Here is a 26,637-nt window from a genome sequence, read left to right as displayed (position 1 = left end):
GATAAGGGGAGAGTTATCGGCCCCTTGGTGAGGTCCCCTCTCTACGGTGTGTCTGACGGCCTATAAAACGCTCGACTGTTTGCCGCAGTCGGGCGTTTTGCCGTTATGTCCCTTGCTGCGTCTCGATGTAGACCCTCAATGCTTCCTCGATGATCGGCGTGCGTCCCCGCACGCCCTTGGCTTCCTTGAGCTGGTCGATAGCTTTGACCATCTCGGCCGGAAGATCGGTGTTCACCAAAACCCGGCCAGCAGCTCGCCGGCGCTCTCGATGCGCGCGAACGATTTCCTTGCTCGGTGCTTTGGCTACACGACTCATATTTACATGTAATTCAGGAAATCGCTGATTCTGCAATCCCTTGAGTCCAAGCCGCTGAAATCATGGGGTTTGAATAGCCCCTCGCCGGCACTCTCGGCGCGCGATCTGGCACGAATCGGACGCCAACCGGCAGAACAGAGGCAAACATGCTTGCATGCACGCATGAAATCATCTGCTCTCTCTCGCGACTACTTCGCCAGCGCGGTATCAAGCGCCCGATAGAGGGTCGCGCGGTGCACGCCCAAGAGCCGGGCAACCTCGGCCGGCTTCTTATCCTCATTGATGAGCTGGCGGGCGTGCGCGATCTGCTCGGCCGAAAGGGCAGGGGGGCGGCCGAACCGAACGCCCTTCGCCTTCGCCTCAGCTCGGCCGGCGCTCGTGCGCTCGTGTATCAAGCTGCGCTCGAACTCGGCAACGCCAGCGAAGAATGTCAGCACCATGCGCCCGGCCGGCGTCGTCGTGTCGGCCCACGGCTCGGCCAGCGAGCGCAAGCCGGCCTCGGCCTGCCCAATCCGCTCGGCAATGTCGAGAAGATCGCGGGTCGATCGGGCGAGGCGATCTAGCCGCGTCACCGTCACCACGTTGCCGGGCTGCAAATGGTCCAGCATCTTCGCCAGCTCGGGGCGACCGCGCTGCGCGCCAGACGCCTTTTCCTCGAACACACGCTTGCAGCCGGCCGCCTTCAGCGCCGCGCGCTGCTGGTCGAGGGTCTGGCCATTGGTCGAGACGCGGGCATATCCGATCATCATGGGGTAGGGGCTTTCGCTGCTATGTTCACCGCCCGAATCTAGCGGGTGGAACTCGTCGCGAAAATCCATATTTTGCGACTGTCGCAGGTTTCGGGATTTCTGCGAATCCTTCGGCCGTCCTCGTGCCGACGCTGACAATTGGGATTTCGACAGCCATCTTTACGGAATCGCGAGCCGATTATTGTAGTCGTCGCCCGTTGTTCTTTTGAGGGATTGCGGCATGACGGGTGCGGTCTGGGTTAGCAGCGTGATGACAAACGGTCATCTTTTCGACAAGCAGGGGATTCGCGAGAAGTATTTTGGGAAGGATTGGGCACCCCCGACCTTCGATCTTAGCAAGGGCGGGCACGATGACGTTGGAGACGCCCATAGACGGCACCTGCGCGGCGACAAGCTCGCACGGACGGATTTCCCCGAAGCGATGTATGTGTTCGCCGAAGGCAACTGGAAGCGGGTTGGCGACCTATTCTGCGCCGGCCCGTTTTTCGCGGTCAAGGGCAAGCTGGCCGAGGTTCTGAAGGGCTTCGATCTCGGAGACGGCGAGCTGATCGAGTTTCCGATTTTCGAGGCCGACAAGACCACGCGCCTGCCCGGCCCCTTCTATCTGCTCAATTTCGGCGCGGTGAAAAACAGCTTCGTGCCCGAAGCGAGTCAGAGCAGGGCGGGAGAGAAAGTGGTGGGACTGCGTTCACGCCGCACGATTGAGCACGATGGATATGAACTTTGGGCCACCTATAAGCTGGAGGACGGCGACATTGCCGTCACATCAGCGGCGCTGGAGGGCGCGGATTTGTGGTTCGAGCGCAAGCTGGAGAATAAGATTTTCATGAGCGGTCGGCTTCACGACGCCGTTGTGGCTGCAAAGGCGAAGACCGATTTCCAATTTGCGCAAGCGCGGATCGTAGTGCCGTGACATTCCTAAATCCTGTGATGCTGCGCGCCCGATTCCATTTCCTGCCGGCCCTTGCCGTCGCCATGCTCGCCTTGGCGCTGGCCGGGTGTGGCAACAGCTACGAGTGGAACCAGAAAGTGACGGTGGTGGTCGAGACGCCGCAGGGTGAGCGGTCGGGATCGAGCGTGATGCACGTCACATGGAGCGGCGGCGTTCCCTTCATCGTCGGGGACGCCAGAGGCGGCGGCTACAAGCTGCGCGGCGAAGCGCCTGCCGTCGATCTCGGCGGCGGCCGCTATCTGTTCGCGCTGCTGCGCGGCATGGAAGGCTTGCTCCACGAGGTTTTTGTCGGAGGGCGCGGCGGCATGGCCGATGCGCGCAGTAGTATCGCCGGAGCAACGGGGCGGCAGGACGTTCCAGCAAGGCTCTATCCCATGCTGGTCACGTTCGCGAATGTTTCCAACCCGACCAGCGTGCGCCGTGTCGATCACGACGACCTCGCCGCCGCTTTCGGTCTCGGATACTCGCTCAAGGCGATTACGCTGGAAATCACCAAGGACCCGGTGACGGCGGGGCCGCTGGAGAAGCTATTGGGCTGGCTCGGCCCGCATCCGGAGCCGAAACTAGGTCCGGCGACGGGCGGGACGACCAATATACCCTTCTATCGCATGGTCTCCCACGGCGATTTCATCCGGCGATGAACCGGGAGGTGTTGTCGCGCCACTCCTAAGTTTTGCGACAAAATCGCCGGCGCTGATTTTTCAGGGAAAAATCTGTCGCAAAAGTCTTGTGCGAAAGTCAGACTTACGCGACTGACTTTTGCGACACTTCGCGGCTCGGATTCCACCGAGGCTCATGCCGTTTCCGCTTGCGCGGGATCAGATGGGATCATGGCGATTGCAAGAGCCGCAACCACCGAGGCGATACCAGCCATGACAAAGGTAGCCGACAACGAAGATGTGATCACCATGCCCGCTATGGCCGATCCTAGAGGGAAACCTGAAAGATTCAGACTCATGGAAATAGACATAACGCGGCCGAGCTGCTGCGGATCGGTACGCCGCTGCCGCAATGTCAGCAAGGCTACGTCGATTGGGCCAGCCATCACGCCGGCGAGCATCAAGCCGATCGCCAGCCCGCCGAACCCGAATTCGGCCGCAACTGGCCACGCTGCAAGCGCAGTGATAACCATCCCAATCGCCATAATGTGGCGCTCGCGGCCAGTCGTTCGTAGATGCCCGGCCAGGAGTGCGCCGACGCCACCGGCTATGCCCATCGCGCCCCACAACAGACCGGTAACCGAGCTGCCAACCGCCATGTCATAGTGAGAGGCCACGAACACCGGAACAATCACGTACAGCACACCCCAGGTGACCTGATACAGCGAATAGGAGATAGCCAGCCCCCGCAGGGTCGGCTGCTGGGCCACGATCTGAATGCCTTCGAGCGTTTGGCGTAGGAAGGATGTTTGCTTGGAAGCCAGGCCCGGCAAGAGCGGGACAAGGGACAGGCAGATTGCTGCCCCGGCATAAGCTGTAGCGATCAAGAACATTGTGATCTCGGGGCCGTGCCAGGCGACGACCAGACCGGCCAATGCTGGCCCGACAACGTCAACGACCGCATAGACTGCGGTATCCAACGCATTGGCCCGATCACGCGCATGGGCGGGGACCAGGCGCGGCAGGAGCGTTCGTGTCCCAGCCGCCCCTAGCGGACCCGCGAGAGAATAAAGCATCACCAGGAAAAACAGAACGGCTGGGCTGGCCCATCCAGCCCAGCTCGCGAGGCTGATCGCAGCAACGAAAACGGCGCTTGCGATCATGTCGATTCTGACCGCGATTGTCGGGCCGACGCGATCGAGCAGCACGCCCGCGACAGGGCTGATCAGTAACCCCGGAACGATCGCAGCAAATGTAAGCCACCCCGCCAATGCCGGCGACGCGAAGCGCGCCAGCACAAATAGAACCAGTGCCAGGACGAACATACGGCCGGCCAGCCGGGAAAGGGTCGCAGCAATGATCAGGGATGAAAGGCCAGGTATCTTCGCGAGATCGCGATATGAACTCTCTTGCTCCACAGCGCTTCCCTTTAAGATTATCAGAGCAAACGAGCGTGATGCCCGACATAGCCAGGGTCCAGCTGCATCCTCTGGATTAGACTTCCTTCATAATGCCGGTATCGTCGCCAATCGCAAAGCTCCGGGTTGAATCGCATGGGCCGCTGATTTTTGCAGGCACGCAAAAGTCAGGATTTATGCAACAGCCGGTTTGAACCCATTGTGGTCAGTGACGGCTCATCCAAAGTTTTGCAAGCTGAAAGAATGTTAGGCTTGGTCTGCGCCCGTTCGAATCCAGCGACGTCAGCTCATCGACGGAAGAAAACGAGCGCCTAATGTCCAGCCTCCCAGCTCGGGCTGCTTCACATATGTCATGCGCCGCCTGTCGATTTCCGGAACATATCTGGTCCAAAACACGGGTGATGTGATAGCGATATGGCTCCTGTGGTTGCTCTTCCTCAATAGCTACAAGCAAATCGTAACTCTGCCATGTGCTGACCAATTGCAGACAGCGTTCCGATAGGTGAACCATTTGCTGCGCTAATTCTGTATTGGAGGCTTGGGGGTCGACCGTTTCCTGCAACAAAGCGGGAGTGTCACACGTAAATGCGCCAATGAAATGGAAGCTTATAGGCTGTTTTTCATTGCCTTTGATTTGGAGGATCGACCAGAGTAGATGATCCCAAGCGATGGGTTTCGCCCGGAATTCAATAATCCCTCGCGCCCCTCTGCGCGGGTGAATAGCAAGGGCATGATCGTTGACGCGCTTCGAAAGAATATCTCGCTTCACAGACCAGCCGCTGCCCTTGGCTACTGCGCGGACTGCCTTGGGTAGATCATCAGTCATTGCAAATCCCAATAATAGCTCCGTCCTACGTGGCTACCTGTAGGCGCTTGCCAACATAACAGCTCGTACTCGCCAACATCAGTGATTTCTGCTCAGATTATCTGACACTGGAGCGCGGGTTGTGCTCACGCTTTTTGCCAATGCGCTCGCCAACATCCGGTCGTGCTTGCAAACGATGATGGCGTGCCAAGATTAGTTGCCAACGATTGCACGGTCAAACTGGAACGCCGGCCTGGCGCAGTTGTTCGGTCAACTCGCGTGAATGTTCAGCGTCGAGGGTGCCGGCCAGGAGCGCCCGGACATCCGATGGCCGAGCGTTGAGATGCGTCACCAGCGCTGCGGCATCGTAGCCATTGCGGGTCAACGTCGGTTCGAGATCGTCAATGGTACGGGAGAGAACTTGCTCGACGATTTCGGCAGTGATGGGCCTGGCGCCAAGACGGAAGCCCTGCTCGAAGGCGAGGGTGAGATGCATTTCGATCTGAAGTGGTGTGCGCAGGCGCTCGGCGATGAGATCGATGGCGTCTTCCTCAATGAGGTCACCGACCTTGACGCCTTCGGCGGCGCAAGCGCCAAGCAACCATGCGACATAGTCACGGCGTGCAGAGCCGATCCCCTCGTAGTCGAATATGGTTGTCCGGTAGCCAATTTCCTCCATCTGAGGACGACGCAGATCGTTGCGCAGCCGGGGATGGCCGACAAGCAACACGGACAATAGAACGCCAGCGTCGGCGACCACCTCCATCAACCGCTTCAGGCCGGTGAGCGTCTTGTGGTGTAGATCATGGGCCTCATCGACGATCAGCACGACGGGCCTTTTACCCTTTTTCATGATGTCGCGTAGATCGCGCTCGCGGCGCTCGGCCTGTTTGGGGATCTTCACCTGCGCACGATCGCCGGGCGACAGATCGTAGAACAAGGCTTCAATGAGCGATGGCAGCGACGTGCGCCGCTTGTCGACCGCCAGCGATTTGGCGAGCGCGACCTTGCCGGCCTTGGTGAGTTCGGCCTCGATGCGGCGCAATAGATGGGTTTTCCCCGAACCAACCAGGCCAGAGACAACGACAAGCCTGCCGGTCTGGACGGCAGCACACACCTCGCGAATGATGGTGCGCTGATGTTCGGTCTCAAAATTGCCGACCCCCTGGAAAGGCCGGTCGAGGCCGTAGCTGGATTGAACGTCGGCGAGCATCATTCTTCCTTTCTTCGCAGCTGGAAGCGTTCGCGAATGCGTGCCGCGATCATCGTTTTATCGAGAGTTTCTCCAAGCAGTTCATCGATGAAGGCACGATCGGCGGCGTTCATCGCGCCGATCGGCCTGCCAAGCTGGTCTGCGATTGCCCCACGGGCAGCCAGACCATTTGGATAGGCGGTCTCTATTGCGGGCTCAGGAAATGGCGTTCGCCTCACGCTCAGCCCGGCGGCGCCAGGAGGTAACGACGGCAATGGACGATCCCCGCCAGTGACCGCGGCGCGGGGGAGCCCAAGCTGGTCTGCCAGGCGCACCACCTTGTCGATCCGCTCCTCGACCCTGCTCTTCTGGTATTTACGGTAGCGGAAGAGAGGAACCGCCCCACGCGACGGCTGGAATGGGCCGAAGCGCTTGCCCTCATGCTCGACAAACAAGTCCTGGTCGAACAGGCCCCATTCCTGGTAGCTCACGCCAGATCGATCATCGACCACGGAAAACAGCATCAGAATTGGCCGACCCCGCCCTTCCTCGACCCAAAGCGGTGCTTCCACCTGCTTCAGATCCGACGGGCTCATGTCGAAGTGCCACAGCTCGTTGGAGCGTCGCGCCTGGAACCGAACGGCAGCCACCGGGTGCGTGACGCGCAAATAGTCAAGGCCGCAAACCCGCAACAACCGATCGACCGTTGCGCGTTTCAAAAGACCAGGCGGTGCGCGCACCAGTCCGTCGGGCGTCTCCACCCCGTCCTCTTCCAGCAGCTTTATGGCCCGCGCCGTGGAGATGTGCCGTCCCTTCCGGTTCGTTGTCCTGATTTTGAGCGCCGCGATGATTTCGGCATAGGTTTCCATTTCCGGCTGCGGCGCGATCCGTGATCTTCCATGATCGGCCCGCCGCACGGATTTCGGGCGGCTCAACTCCCGTAGCGCGCGGTAAAGCGTCCAAATCGAGACGCCATAGGCATCAGCAGCGCGGGCAACAATTTCGGTGCGACCCGGATCTCGCGGAGAAAGAAGCGACAGCCGGCGACGAATATCGACAAGAGCTTCTCCCGGCGGCCGCTTTCTCCGCTCAGCCATGGGCTTCCCCGGCCTCCGCGACTTTAGATCCGCCGCCCCTCTTGCCGATATGGCGGTAAAGGGTTGCCACCGAAACGCCCATGCGCTCCGCGATGCTGCGCACAGGGATGCTGCCTTCCTTCATCAACGCGCGTGCCGCCGTAATGTCTTTCGGGCGCATCGCCGGCGGGCGACCGCCCTTGCGGCCGCGTTGTCGTGCCTCCACCAATCCGGCTGTCGTGCGTTCCCGGATCAGCGCGCGCTCGAACTGGGCGATCGCACCGAACACATGGAAGGTCAGCATGCCGCCTGGTGTCGTCGTGTCGATATTCTCGGTCAGGGAAACCAGCCCGATCTTCGCACGCTCCAGTTCTTCCGCCGTCGTAATAAGCTTCTTCAGCGATCGCGCCAGCCGATCGAGCTTCCAGACAACCAGTGTATCGCCGGTCCGCAGCACATCGGACAGAATGCGGCCCAACTCCGGACGATCATCCCGCGCGCCAGACCCCCGTTCGGTGAACACCTTGTCGCAGCCGGCACGCCTCAGCGCCTCGAGCTGAAGCTCCGGATTCTGATCGATCGTGCTGACCCTGGCGTACCCAACCCGCATAACCGTTCCAATGTTCTCAAAAGCCGTCGGAGATATAGCATTTTGCAACAATGGTTTCTATAACAGTTCTGAGAAGATTTTCTGGTGCCATTCGACGGTCCGGGCAGTGCTCACCGTGGATCGCCAAAATCCCTCGTTTCTGAAAAGGCGCTTGAGCACAACCAGAGGTTTATATCCCCGCGCCAAAAACAAAGCGCCTCGAACGGCAACAAGGAAAACACGATGACAAGAACAGAAATGCTGGCGATCATGAAGCGTCTCGACGAGCGGGCGAACGCCTTGCTGCTCACCGGCGCTGACGACATCAGCCTCTTTTCCGGCATGGCTGACCTCATGCCGGACTTCAAAGCCCTTCTCGACAGCCCGTACAGAAAGGAAATTGATGCCGCCGCCAGCCGCTTTCCCGCGTTTCATCGATACGCGTCCGTTCTCTCAAACATCGCGGGAGGAATCGCGGACGGGTCGATCAAGGTTCCTCGTTGAGGCCCGAAAAACCGTTGGCAATTAAACTGAGTACGCCATCCTCGTTTGCAAGCGCAAACGGATGTTAGCGAGCACATTGGCAATGAGCGTGAGCACAACCCGCGCTCCAGTGTCAGTTAATCCAAGCAGCAACTCGCGATGTTTGCGAGTACGAGCAGTTATGTTGGCAAGCGCCTACAGCTAGCCGCCGATCTCGGCCGAGAGATGACGACAATCCGCAAGGGTGTCGAATCCGCTTTCGATCAGCTGGAACGGCAGGGTTCGACGGTCGATTATAGCGCCGAGCTGGGTCGCATGACGCAGCAGCTCGCCGTCGTGGGCGAGCATCTGCAGGCGATCCATCAGGCGCCCGTTCTCCGGCAGGGGGCCGAGCACTATGCCCGCGTCCTCGAGCGCAGCGGCGAAGGGTTGGTGCGGTCGGCCGTTCAGAAGCTCGAGCAGCGGTCATCTGATCTCGAGCGCGTCACCCGAAACCTGTCCGCCCATGTGGAGGGAGCCCGCGAACGGCGCCGACAGAATTGGTGGTTGATGGGCGTTGGCGGCTCCTGTGTGGTGGCCGGCATCCTGTTGACGTTGATTGCGCCGGCGATCCTGCCGTTCTCGGCGGCGCCGCGCGTGGCAAGTTTCGTGATGGGTGACGATGCCTGGAATTCCGGCATGGCATTGATGCGGTTCTCCAGTCCGGCGTCCTGGGAGCGGGTTTCGGCGGCCGATCGGCTGATTGAGGCCAACAGCGCTGCGATCACCGCCTGCCGCAAAGCCGTCGCCTCGACGGGAAAGCCGCAGGCGTGCTCCATTACCGTATCAGCGGGTCAGTGAGGTGGACAGATGGCACGGTTTAAATGCGATGCCTGTGGTTTCGATGGCGAGCGGGAATGGCAGGGCCAGAAAGCCTGTCCGGAATGCGGGGAGGTCCGCAGGCTGAGAGTTGCGATAGCGACGCAGGAAATGGGGGATCGGGAGGTGGACTGGCTGGAGGCGCTGATGCGGGACGAGCCGGCCGATCGATAGGGTTGCGAGCTGCGCCTTTATCAACCTTCCCTGATCGGGAACATGTCCTCGCCGTAGTGGTGCAGCCTGGTGTGATGCCGCCGGCACAGCCAGCGGACCTTCAGAGGCTCATCATACTGGTCGTGATGGGCGTCCACCGTCTCGTCGCCGCAGACCTCGCACGGCAGCTTTGCCAGCTCGCCCGTGTTCAAGGCGCGCTGGACGGCCAGGTGGGCGTCGTATTTGGCCGGATTGGCACGGCGCCAGTTCGCTTGGCGGGTGTCGGTGTTCAGCATGCGATATCCTGCTCGCTTCTACGGTGATATTACTACGACAAGCGTTTGTGCATCAACGCAGCCGAAAAGCACGGCCCAATCTCTTAGATTCGCTGGGCGTGCCTTAGAATTTTTTGATATCTTCGTTCCGAAACCGGAACCTTCTTGCGTGCGAAAGACTCAAAGCTAAGTTGTTTGGATCACGAACGGTAAACGGTGAGCAGATAACCCGCTTAAAATGTCGCATTGGTCGGATGCTACTCGAAGTAGCGTCACTTGCTTTCACGTTAACTGGTTTCCAATTAGCCGATCCACGCCATCTCTGATTGAACTTGCTCGCAAAAGCGGGTGGCGCTTTCGTTTGCCTGTTCGACGGCGACCCGCACGAGGTCCTGATGTGTCGATGACTGATAGGTAGCGATAATCGGCATCGGAGGGAACCGCTTCGATACATTGACGGCGCACAGAAGTTCACTTTGCATCTCGCGCATGATCGTCACGGTAGGGATAGCGCCGATACCGAAGCCATCTACAAGCAGGTTGATGATCGCATACAGCGAGTTGCAGCTTGTCAGCTTTGACGCCAAAATCTGCTCGTCGTGGAAATACGGTGCAATCATCTGATATGGCGGTGAATTCTTGGGGAAGGAGATGATTGGCATGTCGGCCAGCGAAGCGACATTGTAAACCCTCTCTTTCTCTATCAGCTTGGGAGACCCAGCCCAAACCATCTGCAGCGTACAGGAATGAAAGCTTCGAAACCCTTCACCGATCAGCGGCTGGATGGCGAAAATGATGTCGAAGCGCCCCTTGCTAAGGCCCTGTAGCAGTGGCTCGGTTCCGTCCACCGTTAGTTCAATCTTCAGCCCTGCGAACCGCTGATGCAGTGCATCAATGAAATGCGGCATCCAAGTGGACGAAACGGAATCAATTGCTCCGACCCTTAGTGGCGCCAGAACCGGTGTATCGAGGCCAGACAGGCCGGCATCAAGCTTGTGCAGTTCGCCGAGGATATTCTCGAAGGATTGTAGCGCCTTCTCACCTTCCGGCGTCAGGCTGAAATCACGCTCGTTGCGATTGACAAGGCGGTGTCCCAGCTCGCCTTCCAGCGCAACAAGCCGGCTGGATATTGCCGGCTGTGTCATGTTCATCTCTTGCGCGGTCCGCCCAAAATGGCGGTTTCGGGCAATCGCCACGAAGGTTTTCATGTCGATAATGCGCATGCTGAACGGAAAACCTGCGAAACGTCGTCGTAATGGGGTTTAAGACGCCAGCATGATATGACGGATCTGTGTGTATTCAAGCAGGGACTGCATAGAAAGATCTGAACCGTAGCCGGAATTCTTCATGCCGCCATGCGGCATCTCGGTTGCGAAAACACCATGCGTGTTGACCCAGGTGACGCCGTATTCTAGCGCATTAGCGACCCGAACTGCTGCCTTCTGATCCGCAGACCAGACGGAGGAAGCAAGGCCGTATTCGGAACTGTTGGCGAGCCGTACCGCCTCTTCCGGATCGTCGAAGGCTGTGATGGTGACAACCGGCCCAAAGACCTCCTTCTGGACAATTTCTGCCGCGAACGGCGCGCGCACCAGAGTAGGAGCGTAGAAAAATCCAGCGGAACCGGTCTTCTCGCCGCCAGTAAGAACCTCTGCGCCTTCCGCGCGGGCACGATCAACGAAGCCGGCAATACGTTCTTGCTGGCGGGCGCTGATGACGGGTCCGAATTCTACATCGTTGCGCTCCGGCTCACCATAGACGAGGCTTTCGACCATCGATTTCATGGCGGTCTCGACATCGGCGGCAATGCTGCGATCGACCATGATGCGGCAGGCGGCAGTGCAATCCTGCCCTGCATTGTAGAAGCTCGCCTCGCGCAGCGTGCTGACGAGATCGTCGATGTCGGCGTCCTTGAGGACGATGACCGGCGCCTTACCGCCGAGTTCCAAATGAGTACGCTTGATGCGTTCGCCGGCGGCCGCTTGCAAGACGGCGCGGCCAGTGCGGATATCACCAGTCAGCGAAACCATGCGGACATCGGGATGGGAAATTAGCGCCTGGCCGACATCCGGTCCATTGCCGCAGACGATGTTGACGACGCCGGGTGGCAGGATGTCGTTAAGGATGGCGCCAAGTGCGATCAGCGACAGTGGCGTATTTTCAGATGGTTTGATGACGACGGTGTTGCCTGCGGCGAGTGCTGGTGCGAGCTTCCAGGCTGCCATCAGAAGCGGGTAGTTCCACGGCGCGATGGAGGCGATGACGCCGACTGGATCCCGGCGAACGAGGCTTGTCATCGAAGATGAGCGGTAATTGCCGCCGACTGCGCCCTGCATGTTGCGGGCGGCACCTGCAAAGAAACGGAAGACGTCCGCCACATTGGCAAGTTCACCGGCCTTCACGTAACGGAATGGCTTGCCGGCATTGATGGATTCAACGCGGGCAAGAGCATCGGCTTCGGCCAGGATGCGATCGGCAATCGATAGAAGCAGCAGGCTGCGCTCTTTCGGGGTCGTGCAGCGGAAGCTTTCGAAGGCCTTAGAGGCAGCAGCGACCGCTGCCTCGATCTGGGCCGAGCTGGCGGAATTGACCTCGGCAATCAGCGTGCCACGGGCGGGGTCGAAGACATTTTCAGAATTGCCTTCACCAGCGACAAAGGCTCCGTTGATGAGAAGTCGGGTATCGAAAACAGACACGTAAAAGCTCCTGGAAATGCTTATTCTGCAAGCGCGCGGATATGCGGGGGCGCGACAGAGATGGCGATCTTTGTACCGGTATCGAACACCGGCGTCTTGGGTGCGAGAATGCTGAGGCGATGACCGTCGAGCCGGACGATGTAGCGGTAACGCGATCCGAGATAGACGCGGGTGATAATCTCGGCAGAAAGGCTTCCGGCCGGGGCAGCCTCGGCGGCGTGCAGGATGGCATCCTCTTGTCGGATTGCCAGTGTCACTGGGCCGCGAGCCGTAGTCTTCGGATCGAGCGTTAGGCGCTGATCATCGGCGAGAATAGCGGAAACCACGCCCGCCTCTTCTGAAACCGTCGCGGGAACGAGATTGGCGGCACCGAGGAAGGACGAGGCGAAGCCCGTTGCAGGGCTGGTATAGAGATCATGCGGTGCGGCCTGTTGTTCGACGCGCCCGGCATTCATCAGCACGACACGATCAGAAAGGCTCAGAGCCTCTTCTTGGTCGTGGGTGACGAATAGGGTGGTGAGCTTCAGGCGGCGATGAATTTCGATCAGCTCTACCTGCATGTCCTCGCGCAGCCTCGCATCCAGGTTAGAGAGCGGTTCATCGAGCAGCAGCACTTTGGGATCGGAGACGACGGCCCGGGCAAGCGCTACACGCTGTTGCTGGCCGCCGGAGAGCTGCCGTGGCTTACGATCGGCAAGATGGGCAAGCTGTACCGTTTCGAGTGCAGCACGGGCGTGCTCATACTGTTGCTCGCGGTTGCCGATATGGCGCATACGCAGCGGAAAGCGGACATTCTCGATGACGCTCAGATGCGGCAGCAGCGCATAGGACTGGAACATCATGGCGATGTCGCGCTTTTCCGGAGGAAGGTCGGTGACCTCGCGACCATCGATTTCCACACGGCCAGCAGAAACATTTTCTAGACCGGCGACAATACGAAGCAGCGTAGTCTTACCGCAGCCGGAAGCTCCGAGAAGGCTTACGAATTCGCCGGACGCTATATTAAGATCGATACCGTGCAACACCTTAACGGGGCCATAGGTCTTTTGAATCGAGGAAAGGCGTACGTTTGACATATGGTTCAGGAGCTCGCGAAACGTTGAAGGCCGAGGATGCGGTCGATGACGGCGATCAGGATGATAGTGATGGCGATCATGATGCTCGACACGGCAGCCACGGTGGGGTCGGGACTGAATTCAAGCTGACCGTAGATCTGCACTGGAAGCGTTGTCGTCTGCGGATTGCGCAGAAAGAGCGATAGAACAGCCTCGTCGAAGGAGATGTTGAAGGCAAAGAAGCCGCCGGCGATGAGACCCGGCCGGCATTGTGGCAGGACGACGTGGAACAGCCGCTGTGGTCGGTTGGCACCCATGGTGCGGGCCGCCTGCTCCAAGAACGGATCACTCTCTGACAGCACAGCCAGCGTCGTGCGCACCACGTAAGGCAGACAGATGACTGTATGACTGATCCAGAGTGCCAGGAAGGAGACCGCGCCGAAGGTGCTGCTCCACAGCATCAGCATTCCGATTGCATAGATGATAGTTGGCAGGACGAGTGGTGAAAGGAACAGCGTCTCCATCTGCATGGAAAACGGCAGTGTGCGCCGCGACAGCGCGATCGCCGCAGCGCCGCCGATGACCGTGGCGCTCAAAGTCACCGCCAGAGCCAGCTTAAGGCTGAGCCAGAAGGCAGAGAGATATGCATCAGATGTCAATGCTGCCTTGTACCAGATCAGTGAAAAGCCGACTGGCGGGAAAGAAATGAACTGGCTTTCCGTAAATGAAACGCCGATCACCACGACGAGCGGTGCAAGCAAAAGGGTGGCTGTCAGCGTGACGAAGACATAACTGACGACACGCAGCCAAAGCGGAACGGCTCTAACCATTGCGTTTCTCCGACAGCGTCATGTAGGGGACAAGCAGCAACGCCACGCCGAGGAAGAGAATGACGGCCTGTGCCGCTGCAAACGGCCAGTCGAGCGTCTGGGTCACAGACTTGTAGATCGAGCCTGCGAGAACCTCAATGCGCGCACCACCGAGCAGGCTGGGCGTCACAAAAGAGCTTGCCGAGAGAGTAAATACCAGCAGAGAACCGGATACCAGTCCCGGCAACGACAACGGCAGGATGACGGTGCGGAGCATGCTGAGGAAGCTGCAGCCCATTGTCCGGGCGGCTTCTTCCAGGCGACGATCTATACCACCGATGACACCAATTAGCGACAAGACCATGAACGGCAGAAGAACCTGCACCATGCCGATGATTATGGCCGTCTCAGTATGCATTAGCGAAAAATTGCGCTGCACCAGACCGAGCGCGCGGAGAATATCTGATACGGGACCGTTGCGCCCAAGCAGAACCATCCAGCCGAAGGTGCGCACTACTACACTGGTCATCAGCGGCAGGATAACCATGACCACCAGCCAAAGGCGGAGCGATGGCGAAACCCGGGAGACGATATATGCGAACGGAAAGCCGATCACCGCCGAGATCACCGTGATGGTCAGCGAGAGGCGAACTGTGCGCCATAAGATTCCCAAGTAGTAGCCATCCGAAAGAAAGCGGTAAAAATGCTGTAACGGGCCGCCGAATTCGCCGTTTCCGGGATCAGTGAAGGCAAGCATCAGCATCTGCGCGATTGGCGCTAGGAAGGCGAACGCCAAGAGTGCGAGTCCCGGCACCAACAAGGCCAGGTTTTCATATTTATCCGTCATGAGGACCGATCATAAGGCCGTCGCCCCAACTCGCAAGCAGGTTTGGCGAGCGGCACAATACTACAGACATGGGATACACCTAGATCCCTTTTCGATCTCGCGCCGTTCCGGAGGGCGGATGCAGCGCGAGCAGTCTTAGGTCCACCTTAGACGGACCATCGAGCTGTCAATGGCCAATCGTTTTATTCCAGGCCTCTACCCAGGCGGAGCGATTAGCTTCGATCACGGTCGGGTCAAACCGGATGAGGCTGGCGGCTCCCTTTTCACCATAGACGACATCGGAAGCGACATCCGGCGCAAGCTGCGTCTTTGAATTGGTGGGCGTATACCGCAGCTCGTTGGCGAAGCAGGCCTGCGCCTCCTTCGAGAGGGTCATGTCGATAAACTTCAGCGACAGGTCCGTATTTGGCCGGCCGGCGACAAGGCTTGCCGTGATGAAACTGGCGGGCGTGGCCTCAGTGCCCTGCACGAACTTGACGTCGAGGCCGGCCTTTCTCAACGTGAAGGCATAATCGGAAGCATAGGGCGCCGCCCAAGCGTCATTCTGAGCAAATTCCTGCTGGATTTCCGGCGATTTCGATACAACAACGGCGCCAGCATCGAGCATCTTCTTGACTGTGTCGAGACCTGGCTTGAGGTTATTCAGATCGCCGCCTGCAACCTTGTTGAGCATCAGAAAGCCCAGCATGCCATAGCCGTTGGAAATGTCTGTCAGGACGAGGTGATCAGCATATGCGGGGTCAACCAAATCCACCCATTTTGATGGAGCCTTTGGAACTTTACCTGCAGCGTAAACAAGGCCAATTGCGGCGATCGAATAGGCGGGGCCCTCACCCTTGGCAATATTGGCTTTGGCGAAATCGTAGATGTCAGCCAGATTTGGCACCTTGGCCGCGTCGATCGGCGCAATCAGACCTTCCTTGGCCGCAACGATTTCCTGACCGCCGGAGAAATTGATGACGTCATACTGCGGCGCGGCCTTCTGCGCTCGAAGCTGCGCGAACGCATCGGCGGAATAGGCGGTGACGATATTGACCTTTGCGCCCGTCGCTTTTTCGAAGGGATCGATCACGCATTTGCGGTGGGCCTGCTCATAGGCACCGCCAAACGAATTGATAGTAATGGTCTGTTCCTGGGCGAGCGCGCTGGTAGCCAGCAATGCGCAGGCGCCTGTAATCATAAGCTTCCCGAGTTTGGTCATGAACGTTCCCCTTTTTTTATCGATATTATTGAGTGGCCGCCTCGATCTAATCGAAGCGGCCACGAAGATCACGCCACGCGGCCGATTTCGACCGTTTTGATGCCTTCCTTGCGAATGAGGCGGCATTGTTCTGCGACCTGATCAAGACCTTCTGTCATGCGGCCGAAATAGGTGCATGGAATCCAGCCAGTAGGGCCGAAAGTGCGGCCGCCGACGCCGTAGAACATGCCGATCTCCCAAAATTCATCCGGATCGATCTTAAAGAAGTTCTTGGGCTGGTAAAACCAGAGCAGTTCCCCCACTTCCGGGATAATGGTTTGATTTTCTGGCGGGATGGCGCGCGGATCGAAATTACGATTCTCTTCTGGTAGGCCCATCATGATTTCTGGACCGGAGAACATGGCATGGGAAGCCGGGATGCGGATCGGCTTTTCAAGTGCCCCCCAGATCGCCTTGCAGGTTTCCGGCGCCACGTCCCAATAAAGAGTGATTGTACCTTTCACGTTTGCTTCGGTGAAATTGAGATAGAGTTTTTTGTCGCTCATAAATATCCTGCCATGTTGATGTTCGTTTATTGCACGATAAAGCGTGCAAATCGTCCAATCCGGAATATGGATTGCTTTGATAAAGAAAATTTATCGCATTTACTGCAGGCGGCATTTCCTGGCGACGTTTTTGAAAGCCTATCCCTTGGGTACGAAGCGCCAGGATGTCCGTAGACACCTTCGAGTTAGATTTTCGTGGCATTTTGAAGTTGTTGGGTGACGTGACGGACCACGCCCTGATTCTTCATCGCGTCAACAATTGAGCCTGTGGCAGATGAGTCTTGGCCTCTGAATTGAAAGAGCCTTCAGAGACGATATTCTGACGATTGCGGCATCGCACGGTGGTATTAGCCACATGTATTGCAATCGGAGGGGCGCGGTTAAATTTGGTAAGCCGGAGGCTGCATCCGATAGACCAGAACCTAGAGCTGGCTCGGGAAATTTGCACAGCTAGGATAAGTGGAATTTCTGCCTGAGATCGGCTTAGATGCCGGGAACAGGAGACACCATGACGAGACGACCGCGCCGGAACCACAGCCCGGCTTTCAAGGCGAAGGTGGCACTTGCCGCCATCAGGGGCGAGCAGACGCTGGTGGAATTATCCCAGCAGTTCGACGTGCACGCCAACCAGATCAAGCAGTGGAAAGACCAGCTCCTTGAGGGGGCGACGGGCGTATTCGGAGATGAAGCCAAGGCCGAACTGGCAGGGCCGACCGTCGATGTCAAAACACTTCACGCCAAGATCGGCGAACTGACACTGGAGAACGATTTTTTATCCGGTGCGCTCGGCAAAGCCGGATTGCTGGGCGGAAAGAAATGATTGATCGCAAGCACAAACTGTCGGTCGCACGTCAGGCGAAGCTCCTCGGATTCAGTCGTGGCAGCGTGTATTATCTGCCGCGTCCAGTATCAGATGGCGATCTGGCCTTGATGCGCCGGATCGACGAACTGCATCTCGAATACCCGTTCGCGGGAAGTCGGATGTTGCAATGGCTTTTGAGAGGAGAAGGGCTGAATGCCGGGCGGCTTCGTGTGTCTTCGACAATTCCTGAACGTCGTTGATGCCAGCGCGCAAGGGATCGTGATAGACCTGCGTCGAATGGATCCTCAACATGTGCAGGATCACCTGCGCTGGCGACACCCTGATTGTCGCCGCCGTTGATCGGCTGGCCCGCGATACCCGCGACCTTCTCAATATCTTGCACGAGCTGCGGACAGTCGGCGCGGGTTTTCGGTCACTGGCCGAACCGCTTGTCGATACCACGTCTGAAATGGCCGAGGTCATCATTGCCGTTCTCGGGATTGCCGCTAAATGGCCCTGTCGGCCCGAAGCTGATGAGGTGGAACGGCCCTTCTCAAACGGCAGCAAGTGCCTAACGTGGTCGTGTTGAAACGCCACAAAGAAGAAGGACCGCTCCATGGAGAAGATTACCACAGTCGGGCTCGATCTGGCCAAATCCGTTTTTCAGGTTCATGGCATAGCCGAAGAAGGAGACGTGATCGTGCGTCGTGCACTGCGTCGATCGCAGGTGTTGGACTTTTTTCGCAAGTTGCAGCCTTGCCTCGTAGGGATGGAAGCCTGCGGCAGCGCGCATTATTGGGCGCGGGAAATTCAGGCTCTCGGACATACGGTTCGGATGATGCCACCCGCATACGTGAAGGCCTATCTCAAACGCAACAAAACTGACGCCGCGGATGCCGAAGCTATTTGCGAGGCGGTCACTCGACCAACCATGCGCTATGTGACGACAAAAACACAGGACGAGCAGGCTGCCGGAATGGTGCTCAAAGCACGCGATTTGCTCATCCGTCAGCGTACCCAGACGATCAACGCCTTGAGAGCTCATCTTACCGAACTGGGCATCGTCAGGGCGACTGGTCTGATTGGAATCGTCAACCTTGCCGCCATAGTGCGCGACCATAGTGATCTGAGATTGCCGGTTGAAGCGCGAATGGCTTTGGAAGAACTCGTCGAGCAAATCGAGACGGTGACGGCACGCATTGAAAGGCTCGATCGAAAAATCCTTGAGGCGGTGAGAAAAGACGACAGCGCTCGGCACCTGACAGCGATACCCGGTGTGGGGCCGATCATCGCAGCGACCGTTCGGGCCGTCGTGCCGGATCCCGCCGGTTTCCGAACCGGTCGCGATTTTGCCGCCTGGATTGGGTTGACGCCACGTGCGCATTCCAGCGGAGGAAAAGAACGGATCGGTTCGATCTCAAAGCGCGGAAACCAACAACTGCGAACGCTGCTTGTCGCTGGAGCGACGTCGATCCTCAAGCTCGCTCGTCGTGGCCACCAGCCATCACCATGGATTGCGGCCATGATGTTACGCCGCCCGTTCAAGGTTATCGCGGTCGCGCTCGCAAACAAGATCGCGCGCATCATCTGGGCTCTTCTCGTTCGAGGTGACGCCTATCGGGGAGCAAAGATGATCGACTAGGCTTAGAGATACGAGCTTTCCGGCCACCAGTCGGAGAGGCAGGCAAGGTGCCAATTGTGATGACCCAACGGGACGACATCCCGAAGCAAATCAGACCGTAAAATCGCAAGCGCGTTACAGCGCGAGAAGCTGATTAGGCGATTTGCTCCGCGGACCTCATCGTGGCCATGGCTGAAAGGCCAAAAAACAGGCCGGACATATGACCGCACCGTCCTCATTTGGGAAATACACGAGGAAACCTCTTGCCAAGCGGGCCGTTCCACATATGCGATTTTGGCCAAGTAAAGAACAGAAGCTGAACGGCGCAGCTTACCAGCTCCGCCCTTCGCCGCCGACTTCATAAATATCGGCTTCGAGTGAGCACCGGTGTCTCTCAGCTATATCGGCCATTTGAGAGTAAAGGGCATTGATTTCGTTATCGAGGTCAGATCCTTCAGGATCCGTGTCGTAAGGCACGACGATCTGGTAGTCGCAATTGCCGGTCTTCTGCATGGCGAAGTCTCGCTCGAGCATGGCCTCGATCCGCTCGCGCGCAGGTTTCCGACCACGGCCGTTTTTACTGAAGTTCTCGATCGTCAAATGCAGGGTAATGGTGATGGACGGTGGCTTCTCGGGCGGCTGCCTCATCGGGGCCAGGGATTTCAGGGCTCTATAGATCGTCATCCGGGAAACCTTCAGATCACGGGCGACACTCGCCTTGCTGGCGCCGTCGGCGATGCGGCGGCGAATGTCTTCATCGTCGACATTCTTCTTCCGACCTTTGTAGGTGCCTTCTGCCTTCGCCGCCTCGATCCCGGCACGCTGTCGGTCCTTGATGAAGGTCAGCTCCATGTCGGCGACCATGCCAAGGATGGTGATCACCATCCGCCCCATATTGCCCGCCGTCGTAACTTCGGGTTCGAGGATGCGCAGAGAGGCACCCTTTTCTTCAAGCTCATGCACCAGGTTCAGGACATCGCGTGTGGAACGGCCAAGACGATCGAGACGCAGGACGACCAGTTCGTCGCCGGCGCGCAGGAATTGCATAACGGTTTCCAGCTCCGTCCGTCCTGTCCGTGACGCACCGGAGCCGGTTTCCGAGCGAACGATCCCACACCCGGCGGCCTTGAGGCGCGCGACCTGGATGTCGAGATCCTGGTCTATGGTGCTGACGCGGGCATAACCGACACGACTCATGGCAAATCCGTCACATTAGGGTGGGTTGCTCGTTGTAACGTCACTTTAGATCCAATTCCACCCTTTTGTGACGCTGCGATGGTGGCGCAGGATGTAACATGCATATGTTACGCTGGAGTGCACCCAAATGTGATGGCGAGCCAGCCTGGCTCATGCCGCCAACTGCCCAAAATCGATCCGGCTGTTGAGATCGAGGTCGAAACGGCCATAAGGATTGACGTGACTGTAAATCAGCGGCGTCAGACCGCGATAATCTTCCGCAGTCATCCGACCGGCCCATTTCGGTTCCACCAGAACGGTTTGAAGCATGCGGGTGTTCACATAGACCAGCGATGCCTGCAGCAGATGCAGCGCAAGGGCAGAGACCTCCTGCTCGTCGACCCGGTTGGTGGCGATCTCGCCGCCCTTGCCGAAGAACACAAAGGCCCCTGAACATTAAAGGGGCACAGATATACGGTAGCATCTCGAAACACTGAAATTGCTTGAGATATATTCGCCTGTCATAAAAACGAGCGTTTAGATGACAGGGTTAAATTGCGACTAAAAGCGAATTTTGTGCGTCACATAACACGTCAAATAATCAACGTATCGCAAACGGTTTGTTCAAGCGTATATCTGCGCCCCTTTAATGTTCAGGGGCCTATAGGCTCATTCCTCGTATCCGCAATCTCGGCAATCGCAGGCTCTTCGTCATCGATCCCGACCCGGCGTACGAGCCGCTCGGGGCGCTGATCTCGGGAACCGTCAACATGGATGTGATCGAGCAGCACTGGGATGAGGTCTTGCGGCTGAAGGCATCGATTGGCGCGGGCCTCGTGCCGCCGTCCGTCATCCTCACGAAGCTTGCCGCATCGCCTCGGCAAAATCGGCTCAATCAGGCGCTGCGCGAAATGGGCCGGATTGAACGCTCGATCTTCATTTGCGACTGGTTGCTCGACACCAAGCTCCGGCGCAGATTGCATGCCATCCTCAACAAGGGTGAAAGCCGTCACGCCCTTGCCCGGGCGGTCTTCCTCCACCAGCTTGGCGAGCTGCGCAACCGCGTGGCGGAAACCATGGCCTATCGCGCCTCCGGCCTCAACCTCGTCGTCAACGCCATTATTCTATGGAACACCGTCTATCTCAGCCGTGCCGTCGACTACGTCCGCAGTCAGGGCGTCGATATTCCTGACGACCTGCTCTCTCAGGTCGCGCCGCTGCCCTGGGCGCATATCGCACTCACCGGCGACTATCTCTGGAACGAAATTGACCGACCCCTCGAACGCTTCAGGCCGATCCGCGCTAACCGTTTCAATCCAAACAACTTCGCTTTCCCTTAGCGGGTATTATTGCAGAGATGCCCACGGAGCCCCTTCGAGCTGATCTCCCAGCGCTACGAGCGTGGCGCCACCCTGATCACCAGCAATCTTCCATTTGATGAATGGACGGAAACCCTGGGGGCCGAGCGTCTGACCGGCGCATTGCTGGACCGCATCACTCACCACGTCAACATCCTCAAGATGAACGGCGAAAGCTACCGTCTCGCCCAAAGCCGAGCCCGAAAGGCCGGCTGAAATCCCTCTAAAAAAATCGCCGCGCGCGCATGAGACCGCCGGGAGGGCGTAGCCCGAGCGGGGGTCTCATGCGCGCGTCACCGTGGCCTACTTTTACTCCGCCGCCTAGCCGGTTTTTACTCCGCCGTTGACAACGACCTGATGTGAAAAGCAGGATTTCCGCGACAGGTGATTGTTCATCTATTGCCCGACGCTCTAGCACTCATGATGCTATGCACACGGCATCATATCGATGGATTATCCTTGTGCCAGTTTGACTTCCGATCGAATAGCACTGCTGAAATACCGCCCCAGCCAGGCACGCGGCATGTGGCGCATAACGAAATTGCGTAGGCGAAATGCTAACCAGCTTTGCGGGATGAAGATCGCCGCCATCTTGCGGCTTCTCGCCTGAAGCCGATTGATGATCGGCCGCAGATGTGCCTCGTGCCGGGCAAGGGCAGCGGTTAAATCGCCACCGTCCCTCAGCGCCTGCGCGAGCATTTCCGCAGAGGCAAGCGCCATGCCGGCTCCCTGCCCTGAAACCAGCGTCAGGCAATGGGCGGCATCCCCCAGCAGCATTACCCTGCCCTTCGACCATCGCGGCAGGTCGATCATGGTGAGGCTGTCCACGACGATAGCATCGTCCGCCCGTTCAGCCTGATCGAGCAGCGCGCGGACTTGTGGATGGCTGTCGGAGCTAATGCTTCGGAGCAGTGCAGCCCTATCTTGCACACGTTCCAGCCCATCCCGTGTATCGCGCCAGACATGCATGGCGGCAAGGCGTTCGTCATGCAGCGCATAATATTCCGCGAGATGCCCCGGCTCCGCATAGGAAACGAAATCGGTCTCGAAATCCTTCGGAGCATCGACATCATAGACCGAAAAATAATAGCCCAGCGGCTGAAGACAGTCGCCGTCTGGCCCGAACAGTGCCTGCCTGCTGTTCGAACGAAAGCCGTCGGCACCGATGAGAATATCCGCCATCACCGTCTCGCCGCTCGACAGCGCCACCTCGACATGGCTGTTCTTGTCCGCAAAGCCCCTGATCGTTTCACCGAAGCGGATTTCGGCGGTGGCGGGCAGGCTTTCGGCTAGCGTCCGCACGAGATCGGTCCTGCGAATGGCGAGATAGGGAAGATCTCGTATAAACTCACGATAACGCAGCCGCAGAAGTTCGCGACCGCGTCTATCCATATAGACGTTCTCATCGATCCGGTATGACACAGCCTCCAGCTTCTCGAACAACCCCATGCGGCCTATCGTATCGAAACCAAGGCCCGAGAGGCCAAGCATGTAACCGTTCTGGCGCAACTCTGTTGCGCGCTCGACCACCAGCGAACGCCAGCCGGCCTTGTCCAGCCACCAGGCAGCTGCGAGACCGGCAACACCGGCACCGACTATCACGGCAAGAGGTCTGGTCATGTTAAAATTCCTCGCTTAAGGCGGTGTTCGAATAGGAAAAGCAGTGGCGGCACTAAGATCGCCAGCAATGCGGCCAAGGCGAAGATCGGTGCATATCCGACCCGCGACGCCAGCATTGCACCGGCCATGCCGCAAAGGGCCGCAGCGATGGCGCTAGCGCACTGAAAGAGTGTGAAGTCGACACCAGGCTGCGATGGTGCGGTGAGCGCCATCAGTCGCGCGTAGCTGGTGACGAACCCAGCGGCCATCACGGTGCTTTCCAGAACGAATAGCCCAACAAGGAGAGAAAGCTGGTCTGGCGCAAAGACAATTGCACCAGCCAGCGCGGCAAGCGACACGCAATGAAGGCAAGCCACGGAAAACATGGCGTTCACAGAACCGATCCGGTGAGCAAGCGTGCCGCCGAATGCCGTGCCGACAAGCCCCGCCGCAACGCCGCCGGCACCCTTCAGCAGACCCAGCGTTGCGAGCGGTAGATTGGCATCGACGAGAAATGGTCCATCCAAGGCCTGCGCCAGCCGTCCGCTCAGTTCAAAGGTGATCGCCATGGCGATGCCGATCCGAACTTCTCGCCGCCGCAATCCGTTCAACAGGCGGGGTTCGGTGGGCGATTGCGATGGTATGACAGGAATCTCGCGGATCATCGCCATTGGGATCGTGAAAAGAATAACGAGTGCAGCCAGCAGTAAGGATGCGATAGTCCAACCGAAGGCAGCATAGGAGGCGACGAACAGACCACTACCGAAAATCATCCCCAAATAACCACCCCCAACTTGGGCGACATTGGCCAAGCCTCGCTTGTTGTCTGTAAACTGCTCGATCAGGAAGGCGTCGCAAACGATATCGACTGTTGCCGACACCACCGCTACGATCACCAGAAGACCGAGTACGATCGAAAAGTCCGCCTTTCCGGCCATAGCAAAGGCGACAAGGGCGAGAACGACAACGACTTCTCCTGTAATGATCAGAACCCGTGAGCGGCGTTTGCCACCAGCGGCAATACGCCAACGTTCCACGGGCGCTGCCCATAGAAATTTCAGAGCCCAGACAAGCATGGCGAGCGACACCAGACCGATCTGCTCAAGCGCGATTTTTTCGGCGCGCAGTACTGCGGGAACACCACTGAATGTCAGGCTACCTACTAAACTCTGCGCAGTGTAGATACCGCCTGCGGCAAGCAGGACGCGCGGCATGGACCAGACAGGAGGCGATTTCACCGGTCAGAATTCCTTGCGCAGTATCAGGCCGAAGGTGCGGCCTTTGCCAAGCGTTCCACGTTCCGAGGTCCCCCTCATATAGCCGGACGTCTTATAGGACTTGTCGGTAATGTTCTGAACGTAGAGTTTTGCCGAAAGCCCGTCCGACTTTGCAAAGTTGAGGCTGGCATCAAAAGTTGCAAAACCGGATTGCCCAGCAGCATTGGCCTCGTCAAACCATGTCTTCGAATAGATATTGGCCGCCGTATTTGCCGTCAGTGTACCATCGAATAGATCATCGCTCAGCACATAGGCAACGTTCAGATGTGCTGTCACATCTGGCGCATAAGGAATGCGATTTCCATTGTAGGATACCCCGGTATAGGGGTCAACAAAATCCGTGAACTTCGAACGTCCGAAAGCGGCATTGCCGGTCAACGTCAGTTTTTCGGTCGCGCGCCATGCCGCCTCCAGCTCGATACCAGTGCTGGACGCCTTACCCGCGTTGATGATGAATTGCTGTCCAATAATACCGACATAGATTTGCTTGTCGGTAGAGCGGATGTGATAGACGCTTGCCGAAAGGTCCAGGTTGCCGTCAAAAAGCGTGGACTTGACGCCCGCCTCGAAGTTCCAGTTCGATTCCGGATCGTAAGGCGCATCGTCGATAGTAGAAGAGATACTGTGGTTGAAACCGCCGGACTTATAGCCGCGCGAGACTACGCCAAAAACGCGCATATCCGGCGTCACCTGATAGCCCGCCGTAAATTTCGGCTGGAGGCTAGTGAAATCGGCATCACGCTCGAAATCGAACCCCATTCCGGTGGCATAGGTATCGGCGCGAAAAGCATCGATGCTCGAATGATCGTAGGTTGCGCGCAGGCCGCCAGTCAAGTCAAGGCGGTCGGTCGCGTGCCAGATAAGTTCACCGAAAGCAGCTGCGCTGTTGGTTACGACGTTGTTGGTCGACACGCCGTAATAGGGCGCGATAGCGCTTTTCCGGCCCATAAAATCATTATGACTGTACCACAACCCAGCAACGCCGCTAAATTGATCGCCCATGTAGCTCAGGCGTAGTTCCTGGGATATCGTTTCATCGTCATGCGGCCATCCATAGCCACCTGAAAAATCGCGCGTCACCTCACTTTTCTGATATCCGGTAACGCTCGATAAAGTGAAGTCGCCGAATCGATAATTCCACTGGCCGGAAAGAGTAGTTACATCGCGGCGGAGTTCTGGGAGAGCGCCCAGAATCCCGCTACGATAAATCCGGTCGTCGACATCGGGGGAGAGAAAATAAAGCTCCTCGTGCGAAAGCAGCTTTTCTTTCGCAAAGGAAACGGTCGCATCGAAGTCGCCACCTGTCGGCTCATAGCGTAGTGCGGCCCTACCATACCCGTTGTTGGAGGTGTTGATATTATTCTTGCCGGTCGTCGCATCGTCGGCATCGCCGGAAAAGTGACGAAAACTGCCAGCATAGTCGAAGTAAAGCGTTTCCGGTATGACCACGGCCGTGCCGCCGATCTCAACGGAAGGTTCGTCCAGCGAGACATTGGTTTCGATATAGAAGCGGTTGGCATCCTTCTTCTTCGTGATGATATTGATCACACCGCCATAGGCGTTGGCCCCATAGAGCGTACCCTGCGGCCCGCGCAGCAGTTCGACGCGCTCCACATCAGTCAGCATTTGTGAAAAGGTCGAGGGCAGTTGCGGCACGCCGTCCACATAGACCTGCACGGTCGGATTGAAATGATCCGGCGAGGAAATGCCGCGCACCGTCACGTTGGAATAAATGCGGTTTCCGCGATTCCCCATGCTGACGCCGGGAAAGACCTTTTGAAGGTCTTCGACCGTGCGAATGCCGCGTTCCGCGAGATCTGCTCCCGTGACAGCGGTAAGAGAAGCGTCTACTTTGCCGATCTCCTGCTCCCGCTTGGCCGCCGTGACGGTAATCGTTTTCAGAACTGTCTCGCCGCCAGCATCCTGCGCGAGAGAAGCCGTGCCGGAAAGCCCCAGAAGGTATACCGAGGCTGTCAAAGCCATTTTTCTGCCGCGTAACATATTGAACACCCGATGCCTGCAAAATAAACTTGACCGCTATATTCCAGTTAGAAAATGCGAAGGCTAACGTTTTCCGGGCGTGAATTGACGGAATCAGGACTAAAAGCCGATGCGAGGGAGAAACCGATGGTCCCAACAGAGACTTCACCGGATACAAAGGGCAAGAAACTTTCAACGGAAAGCCT

The 26,637-nt window shown here is 58.0% G+C and carries 26 protein-coding genes and 4 pseudogenes; 10 read left to right on the top strand and 20 right to left on the bottom strand.

Annotated elements, in window-relative coordinates; genetic code table 11:
* Positions 1 to 103: 103 nt before the first annotated feature.
* Together KWJ32_RS24015 and KWJ32_RS24010 are read right to left on the bottom strand one after the other, a co-directional pair.
* Positions 104 to 316, bottom strand: coding sequence for a ribbon-helix-helix protein, CopG family (locus tag KWJ32_RS24015; protein ID WP_256886387.1), 213 nt, complete (start codon positions 314 to 316; stop codon positions 104 to 106).
* Positions 317 to 504: 188 nt separating this feature from the next.
* Positions 505 to 1,065, bottom strand: coding sequence for a recombinase family protein (locus KWJ32_RS24010; RefSeq protein ID WP_256886391.1), 561 nt, complete (start codon positions 1,063 to 1,065; stop codon positions 505 to 507).
* Positions 1,066 to 1,285: 220 nt separating this feature from the next.
* Here KWJ32_RS24010 and KWJ32_RS24005 point away from each other — a divergent pair, with 220 nt between their 5' ends.
* The gene (locus KWJ32_RS24005) at positions 1,286 to 1,978 is read left to right on the top strand and encodes a hypothetical protein (RefSeq protein WP_256886386.1); all 693 of its coding nucleotides are present in this window, start codon (positions 1,286 to 1,288) and stop codon (positions 1,976 to 1,978) included.
* Positions 1,975 to 2,658: a hypothetical protein gene (locus tag KWJ32_RS24000; RefSeq protein ID WP_256886385.1), complete on the top strand. Its 684-nt coding sequence runs from the start codon at positions 1,975 to 1,977 to the stop codon at positions 2,656 to 2,658. Before KWJ32_RS24005 ends, KWJ32_RS24000 begins: the two co-directional genes overlap by 4 nt.
* A gap of 152 nt (positions 2,659 to 2,810) precedes the next feature.
* On the opposite strand, the gene KWJ32_RS23995 is transcribed toward KWJ32_RS24000, so the two are convergent.
* From KWJ32_RS23995 to KWJ32_RS23975, 5 genes are all read right to left on the bottom strand, one after another.
* Positions 2,811 to 4,034 carry an MFS transporter gene (locus KWJ32_RS23995; RefSeq protein WP_256886384.1) on the bottom strand — a complete coding sequence of 408 codons (1,224 nt, stop codon included), beginning with the start codon at positions 4,032 to 4,034 and terminating at the stop codon, positions 2,811 to 2,813.
* Positions 4,035 to 4,239: 205 nt separating this feature from the next.
* Positions 4,240 to 4,860: a hypothetical protein gene (locus tag KWJ32_RS23990; RefSeq protein WP_256886383.1), complete on the bottom strand. Its 621-nt coding sequence runs from the start codon at positions 4,858 to 4,860 to the stop codon at positions 4,240 to 4,242.
* Positions 4,861 to 5,074: 214 nt separating this feature from the next.
* Complete coding sequence (locus tag KWJ32_RS23985; protein WP_256886382.1) at positions 5,075 to 6,055, bottom strand: AAA family ATPase; 981 nt, start codon at positions 6,053 to 6,055, stop codon at positions 5,075 to 5,077.
* On the bottom strand, positions 6,052 to 7,128 hold the full coding sequence (locus KWJ32_RS23980) for a hypothetical protein (RefSeq protein WP_256886381.1): 1,077 nt from the start codon (positions 7,126 to 7,128) through the stop codon (positions 6,052 to 6,054). Before KWJ32_RS23980 ends, KWJ32_RS23985 begins: the two co-directional genes overlap by 4 nt.
* Positions 7,121 to 7,717, bottom strand: coding sequence for a recombinase family protein (locus tag KWJ32_RS23975; RefSeq protein ID WP_256886380.1), 597 nt, complete (start codon positions 7,715 to 7,717; stop codon positions 7,121 to 7,123). Before KWJ32_RS23975 ends, KWJ32_RS23980 begins: the two co-directional genes overlap by 8 nt.
* A gap of 84 nt (positions 7,718 to 7,801) precedes the next feature.
* Here KWJ32_RS23975 and KWJ32_RS23970 point away from each other — a divergent pair, with 84 nt between their 5' ends.
* The 3 genes from KWJ32_RS23970 to KWJ32_RS23960 all read left to right on the top strand — a co-directional run bounded on the left by KWJ32_RS23970 (position 7,802) and on the right by KWJ32_RS23960 (position 9,211).
* Complete coding sequence (locus KWJ32_RS23970) at positions 7,802 to 8,200, top strand: hypothetical protein (protein WP_256886379.1); 399 nt, start codon at positions 7,802 to 7,804, stop codon at positions 8,198 to 8,200.
* Positions 8,201 to 8,338: 138 nt separating this feature from the next.
* Positions 8,339 to 9,019: a DUF6118 family protein gene (locus KWJ32_RS23965; protein WP_256886378.1), complete on the top strand. Its 681-nt coding sequence runs from the start codon at positions 8,339 to 8,341 to the stop codon at positions 9,017 to 9,019.
* A gap of 9 nt (positions 9,020 to 9,028) precedes the next feature.
* On the top strand, positions 9,029 to 9,211 hold the full coding sequence (locus tag KWJ32_RS23960) for a hypothetical protein (protein ID WP_256886377.1): 183 nt from the start codon (positions 9,029 to 9,031) through the stop codon (positions 9,209 to 9,211).
* A 20-nt stretch (positions 9,212 to 9,231) separates the two neighbouring features.
* On the opposite strand, the gene KWJ32_RS23955 is transcribed toward KWJ32_RS23960, so the two are convergent.
* From KWJ32_RS23955 to KWJ32_RS23920, 8 genes are all read right to left on the bottom strand, one after another.
* Positions 9,232 to 9,486, bottom strand: coding sequence for a hypothetical protein (locus KWJ32_RS23955; RefSeq protein ID WP_256886376.1), 255 nt, complete (start codon positions 9,484 to 9,486; stop codon positions 9,232 to 9,234).
* A 281-nt stretch (positions 9,487 to 9,767) separates the two neighbouring features.
* On the bottom strand, positions 9,768 to 10,673 hold the full coding sequence (locus KWJ32_RS23950; protein ID WP_256886390.1) for a LysR family transcriptional regulator: 906 nt from the start codon (positions 10,671 to 10,673) through the stop codon (positions 9,768 to 9,770).
* 54 nt (positions 10,674 to 10,727) lie between these two features.
* A complete protein-coding gene (locus tag KWJ32_RS23945; RefSeq protein WP_256886374.1) occupies positions 10,728 to 12,161 on the bottom strand; it encodes an aminobutyraldehyde dehydrogenase in 1,434 nt (477 codons plus the stop codon).
* 20 nt (positions 12,162 to 12,181) lie between these two features.
* Positions 12,182 to 13,237 (bottom strand): ABC transporter ATP-binding protein, encoded by a 1,056-nt coding sequence (locus KWJ32_RS23940; protein WP_256886373.1) that lies wholly within the window; start codon positions 13,235 to 13,237, stop codon positions 12,182 to 12,184.
* A 5-nt stretch (positions 13,238 to 13,242) separates the two neighbouring features.
* Complete coding sequence (locus KWJ32_RS23935; RefSeq protein ID WP_256886372.1) at positions 13,243 to 14,046, bottom strand: ABC transporter permease; 804 nt, start codon at positions 14,044 to 14,046, stop codon at positions 13,243 to 13,245.
* A complete protein-coding gene (locus KWJ32_RS23930) occupies positions 14,039 to 14,872 on the bottom strand; it encodes an ABC transporter permease (protein WP_256886371.1) in 834 nt (277 codons plus the stop codon). Before KWJ32_RS23930 ends, KWJ32_RS23935 begins: the two co-directional genes overlap by 8 nt.
* Positions 14,873 to 15,038: 166 nt before the next feature.
* Entirely contained in the window at positions 15,039 to 16,073 is a 1,035-nt protein-coding gene (locus tag KWJ32_RS23925; RefSeq protein WP_256886370.1) for an ABC transporter substrate-binding protein, read from the bottom strand.
* Between the two features lie 68 nt (positions 16,074 to 16,141).
* Positions 16,142 to 16,618: a DUF3830 family protein gene (locus KWJ32_RS23920; protein WP_256886369.1), complete on the bottom strand. Its 477-nt coding sequence runs from the start codon at positions 16,616 to 16,618 to the stop codon at positions 16,142 to 16,144.
* A 508-nt stretch (positions 16,619 to 17,126) separates the two neighbouring features.
* Between KWJ32_RS23920 and KWJ32_RS23915 the strand changes: the two are divergent.
* From KWJ32_RS23915 to KWJ32_RS23905, 3 genes and pseudogenes are all read left to right on the top strand, one after another.
* Positions 17,127 to 17,671, top strand: a pseudogene (locus KWJ32_RS23915) (IS3 family transposase); the annotation flags it as partial.
* A gap of 59 nt (positions 17,672 to 17,730) precedes the next feature.
* Positions 17,731 to 18,009 (top strand): recombinase family protein, encoded by a 279-nt coding sequence (locus KWJ32_RS23910; protein WP_256886368.1) that lies wholly within the window; start codon positions 17,731 to 17,733, stop codon positions 18,007 to 18,009.
* A gap of 27 nt (positions 18,010 to 18,036) precedes the next feature.
* Positions 18,037 to 19,062 carry an IS110 family transposase gene (locus KWJ32_RS23905; protein ID WP_256886367.1) on the top strand — a complete coding sequence of 342 codons (1,026 nt, stop codon included), beginning with the start codon at positions 18,037 to 18,039 and terminating at the stop codon, positions 19,060 to 19,062.
* Between the two features lie 309 nt (positions 19,063 to 19,371).
* Here KWJ32_RS23905 and KWJ32_RS23900 read toward each other — a convergent pair whose 3' ends face one another.
* Positions 19,372 to 20,238, bottom strand: a complete 867-nt coding sequence (locus KWJ32_RS23900; RefSeq protein ID WP_256886366.1) for a recombinase family protein — start codon at positions 20,236 to 20,238, stop codon at positions 19,372 to 19,374.
* 150 nt (positions 20,239 to 20,388) lie between these two features.
* Positions 20,389 to 20,661: pseudogene (locus tag KWJ32_RS23895) on the bottom strand (Tn3 family transposase); the annotation flags it as partial.
* A gap of 218 nt (positions 20,662 to 20,879) precedes the next feature.
* Between KWJ32_RS23895 and KWJ32_RS23890 the strand changes: the two are divergent.
* Positions 20,880 to 21,557 (top strand): annotated as a pseudogene (locus KWJ32_RS23890) (Tn3 family transposase); the annotation flags it as partial.
* A 33-nt stretch (positions 21,558 to 21,590) separates the two neighbouring features.
* A pseudogene (locus KWJ32_RS23885) lies at positions 21,591 to 21,791 on the top strand (ATP-binding protein); the annotation flags it as partial.
* Positions 21,792 to 22,028: 237 nt separating this feature from the next.
* Here KWJ32_RS23885 and KWJ32_RS23880 read toward each other — a convergent pair.
* From KWJ32_RS23880 to KWJ32_RS23870, 3 genes are read right to left on the bottom strand one after another with little or no spacing between them, the layout of a single operon-like run.
* Positions 22,029 to 23,195 carry an FAD-dependent monooxygenase gene (locus KWJ32_RS23880; protein ID WP_256886365.1) on the bottom strand — a complete coding sequence of 389 codons (1,167 nt, stop codon included), beginning with the start codon at positions 23,193 to 23,195 and terminating at the stop codon, positions 22,029 to 22,031.
* Positions 23,192 to 24,412, bottom strand: coding sequence for an MFS transporter (locus tag KWJ32_RS23875; RefSeq protein ID WP_256886364.1), 1,221 nt, complete (start codon positions 24,410 to 24,412; stop codon positions 23,192 to 23,194). Before KWJ32_RS23875 ends, KWJ32_RS23880 begins: the two co-directional genes overlap by 4 nt.
* A 3-nt stretch (positions 24,413 to 24,415) precedes the next feature.
* A complete protein-coding gene (locus KWJ32_RS23870) occupies positions 24,416 to 26,428 on the bottom strand; it encodes a TonB-dependent receptor (RefSeq protein WP_256886363.1) in 2,013 nt (670 codons plus the stop codon).
* Between the last annotated feature and the right edge of the window lie 209 nt (positions 26,429 to 26,637).

Origin of the sequence: Ochrobactrum sp. BTU2 (assembly GCF_024539785.1) — a bacterium.
GTDB classification, from domain to species: Bacteria; Pseudomonadota; Alphaproteobacteria; order Rhizobiales; family Rhizobiaceae; genus Brucella; species Brucella anthropi.
This window is presented reverse-complemented; position numbering and strand designations above follow the sequence as displayed.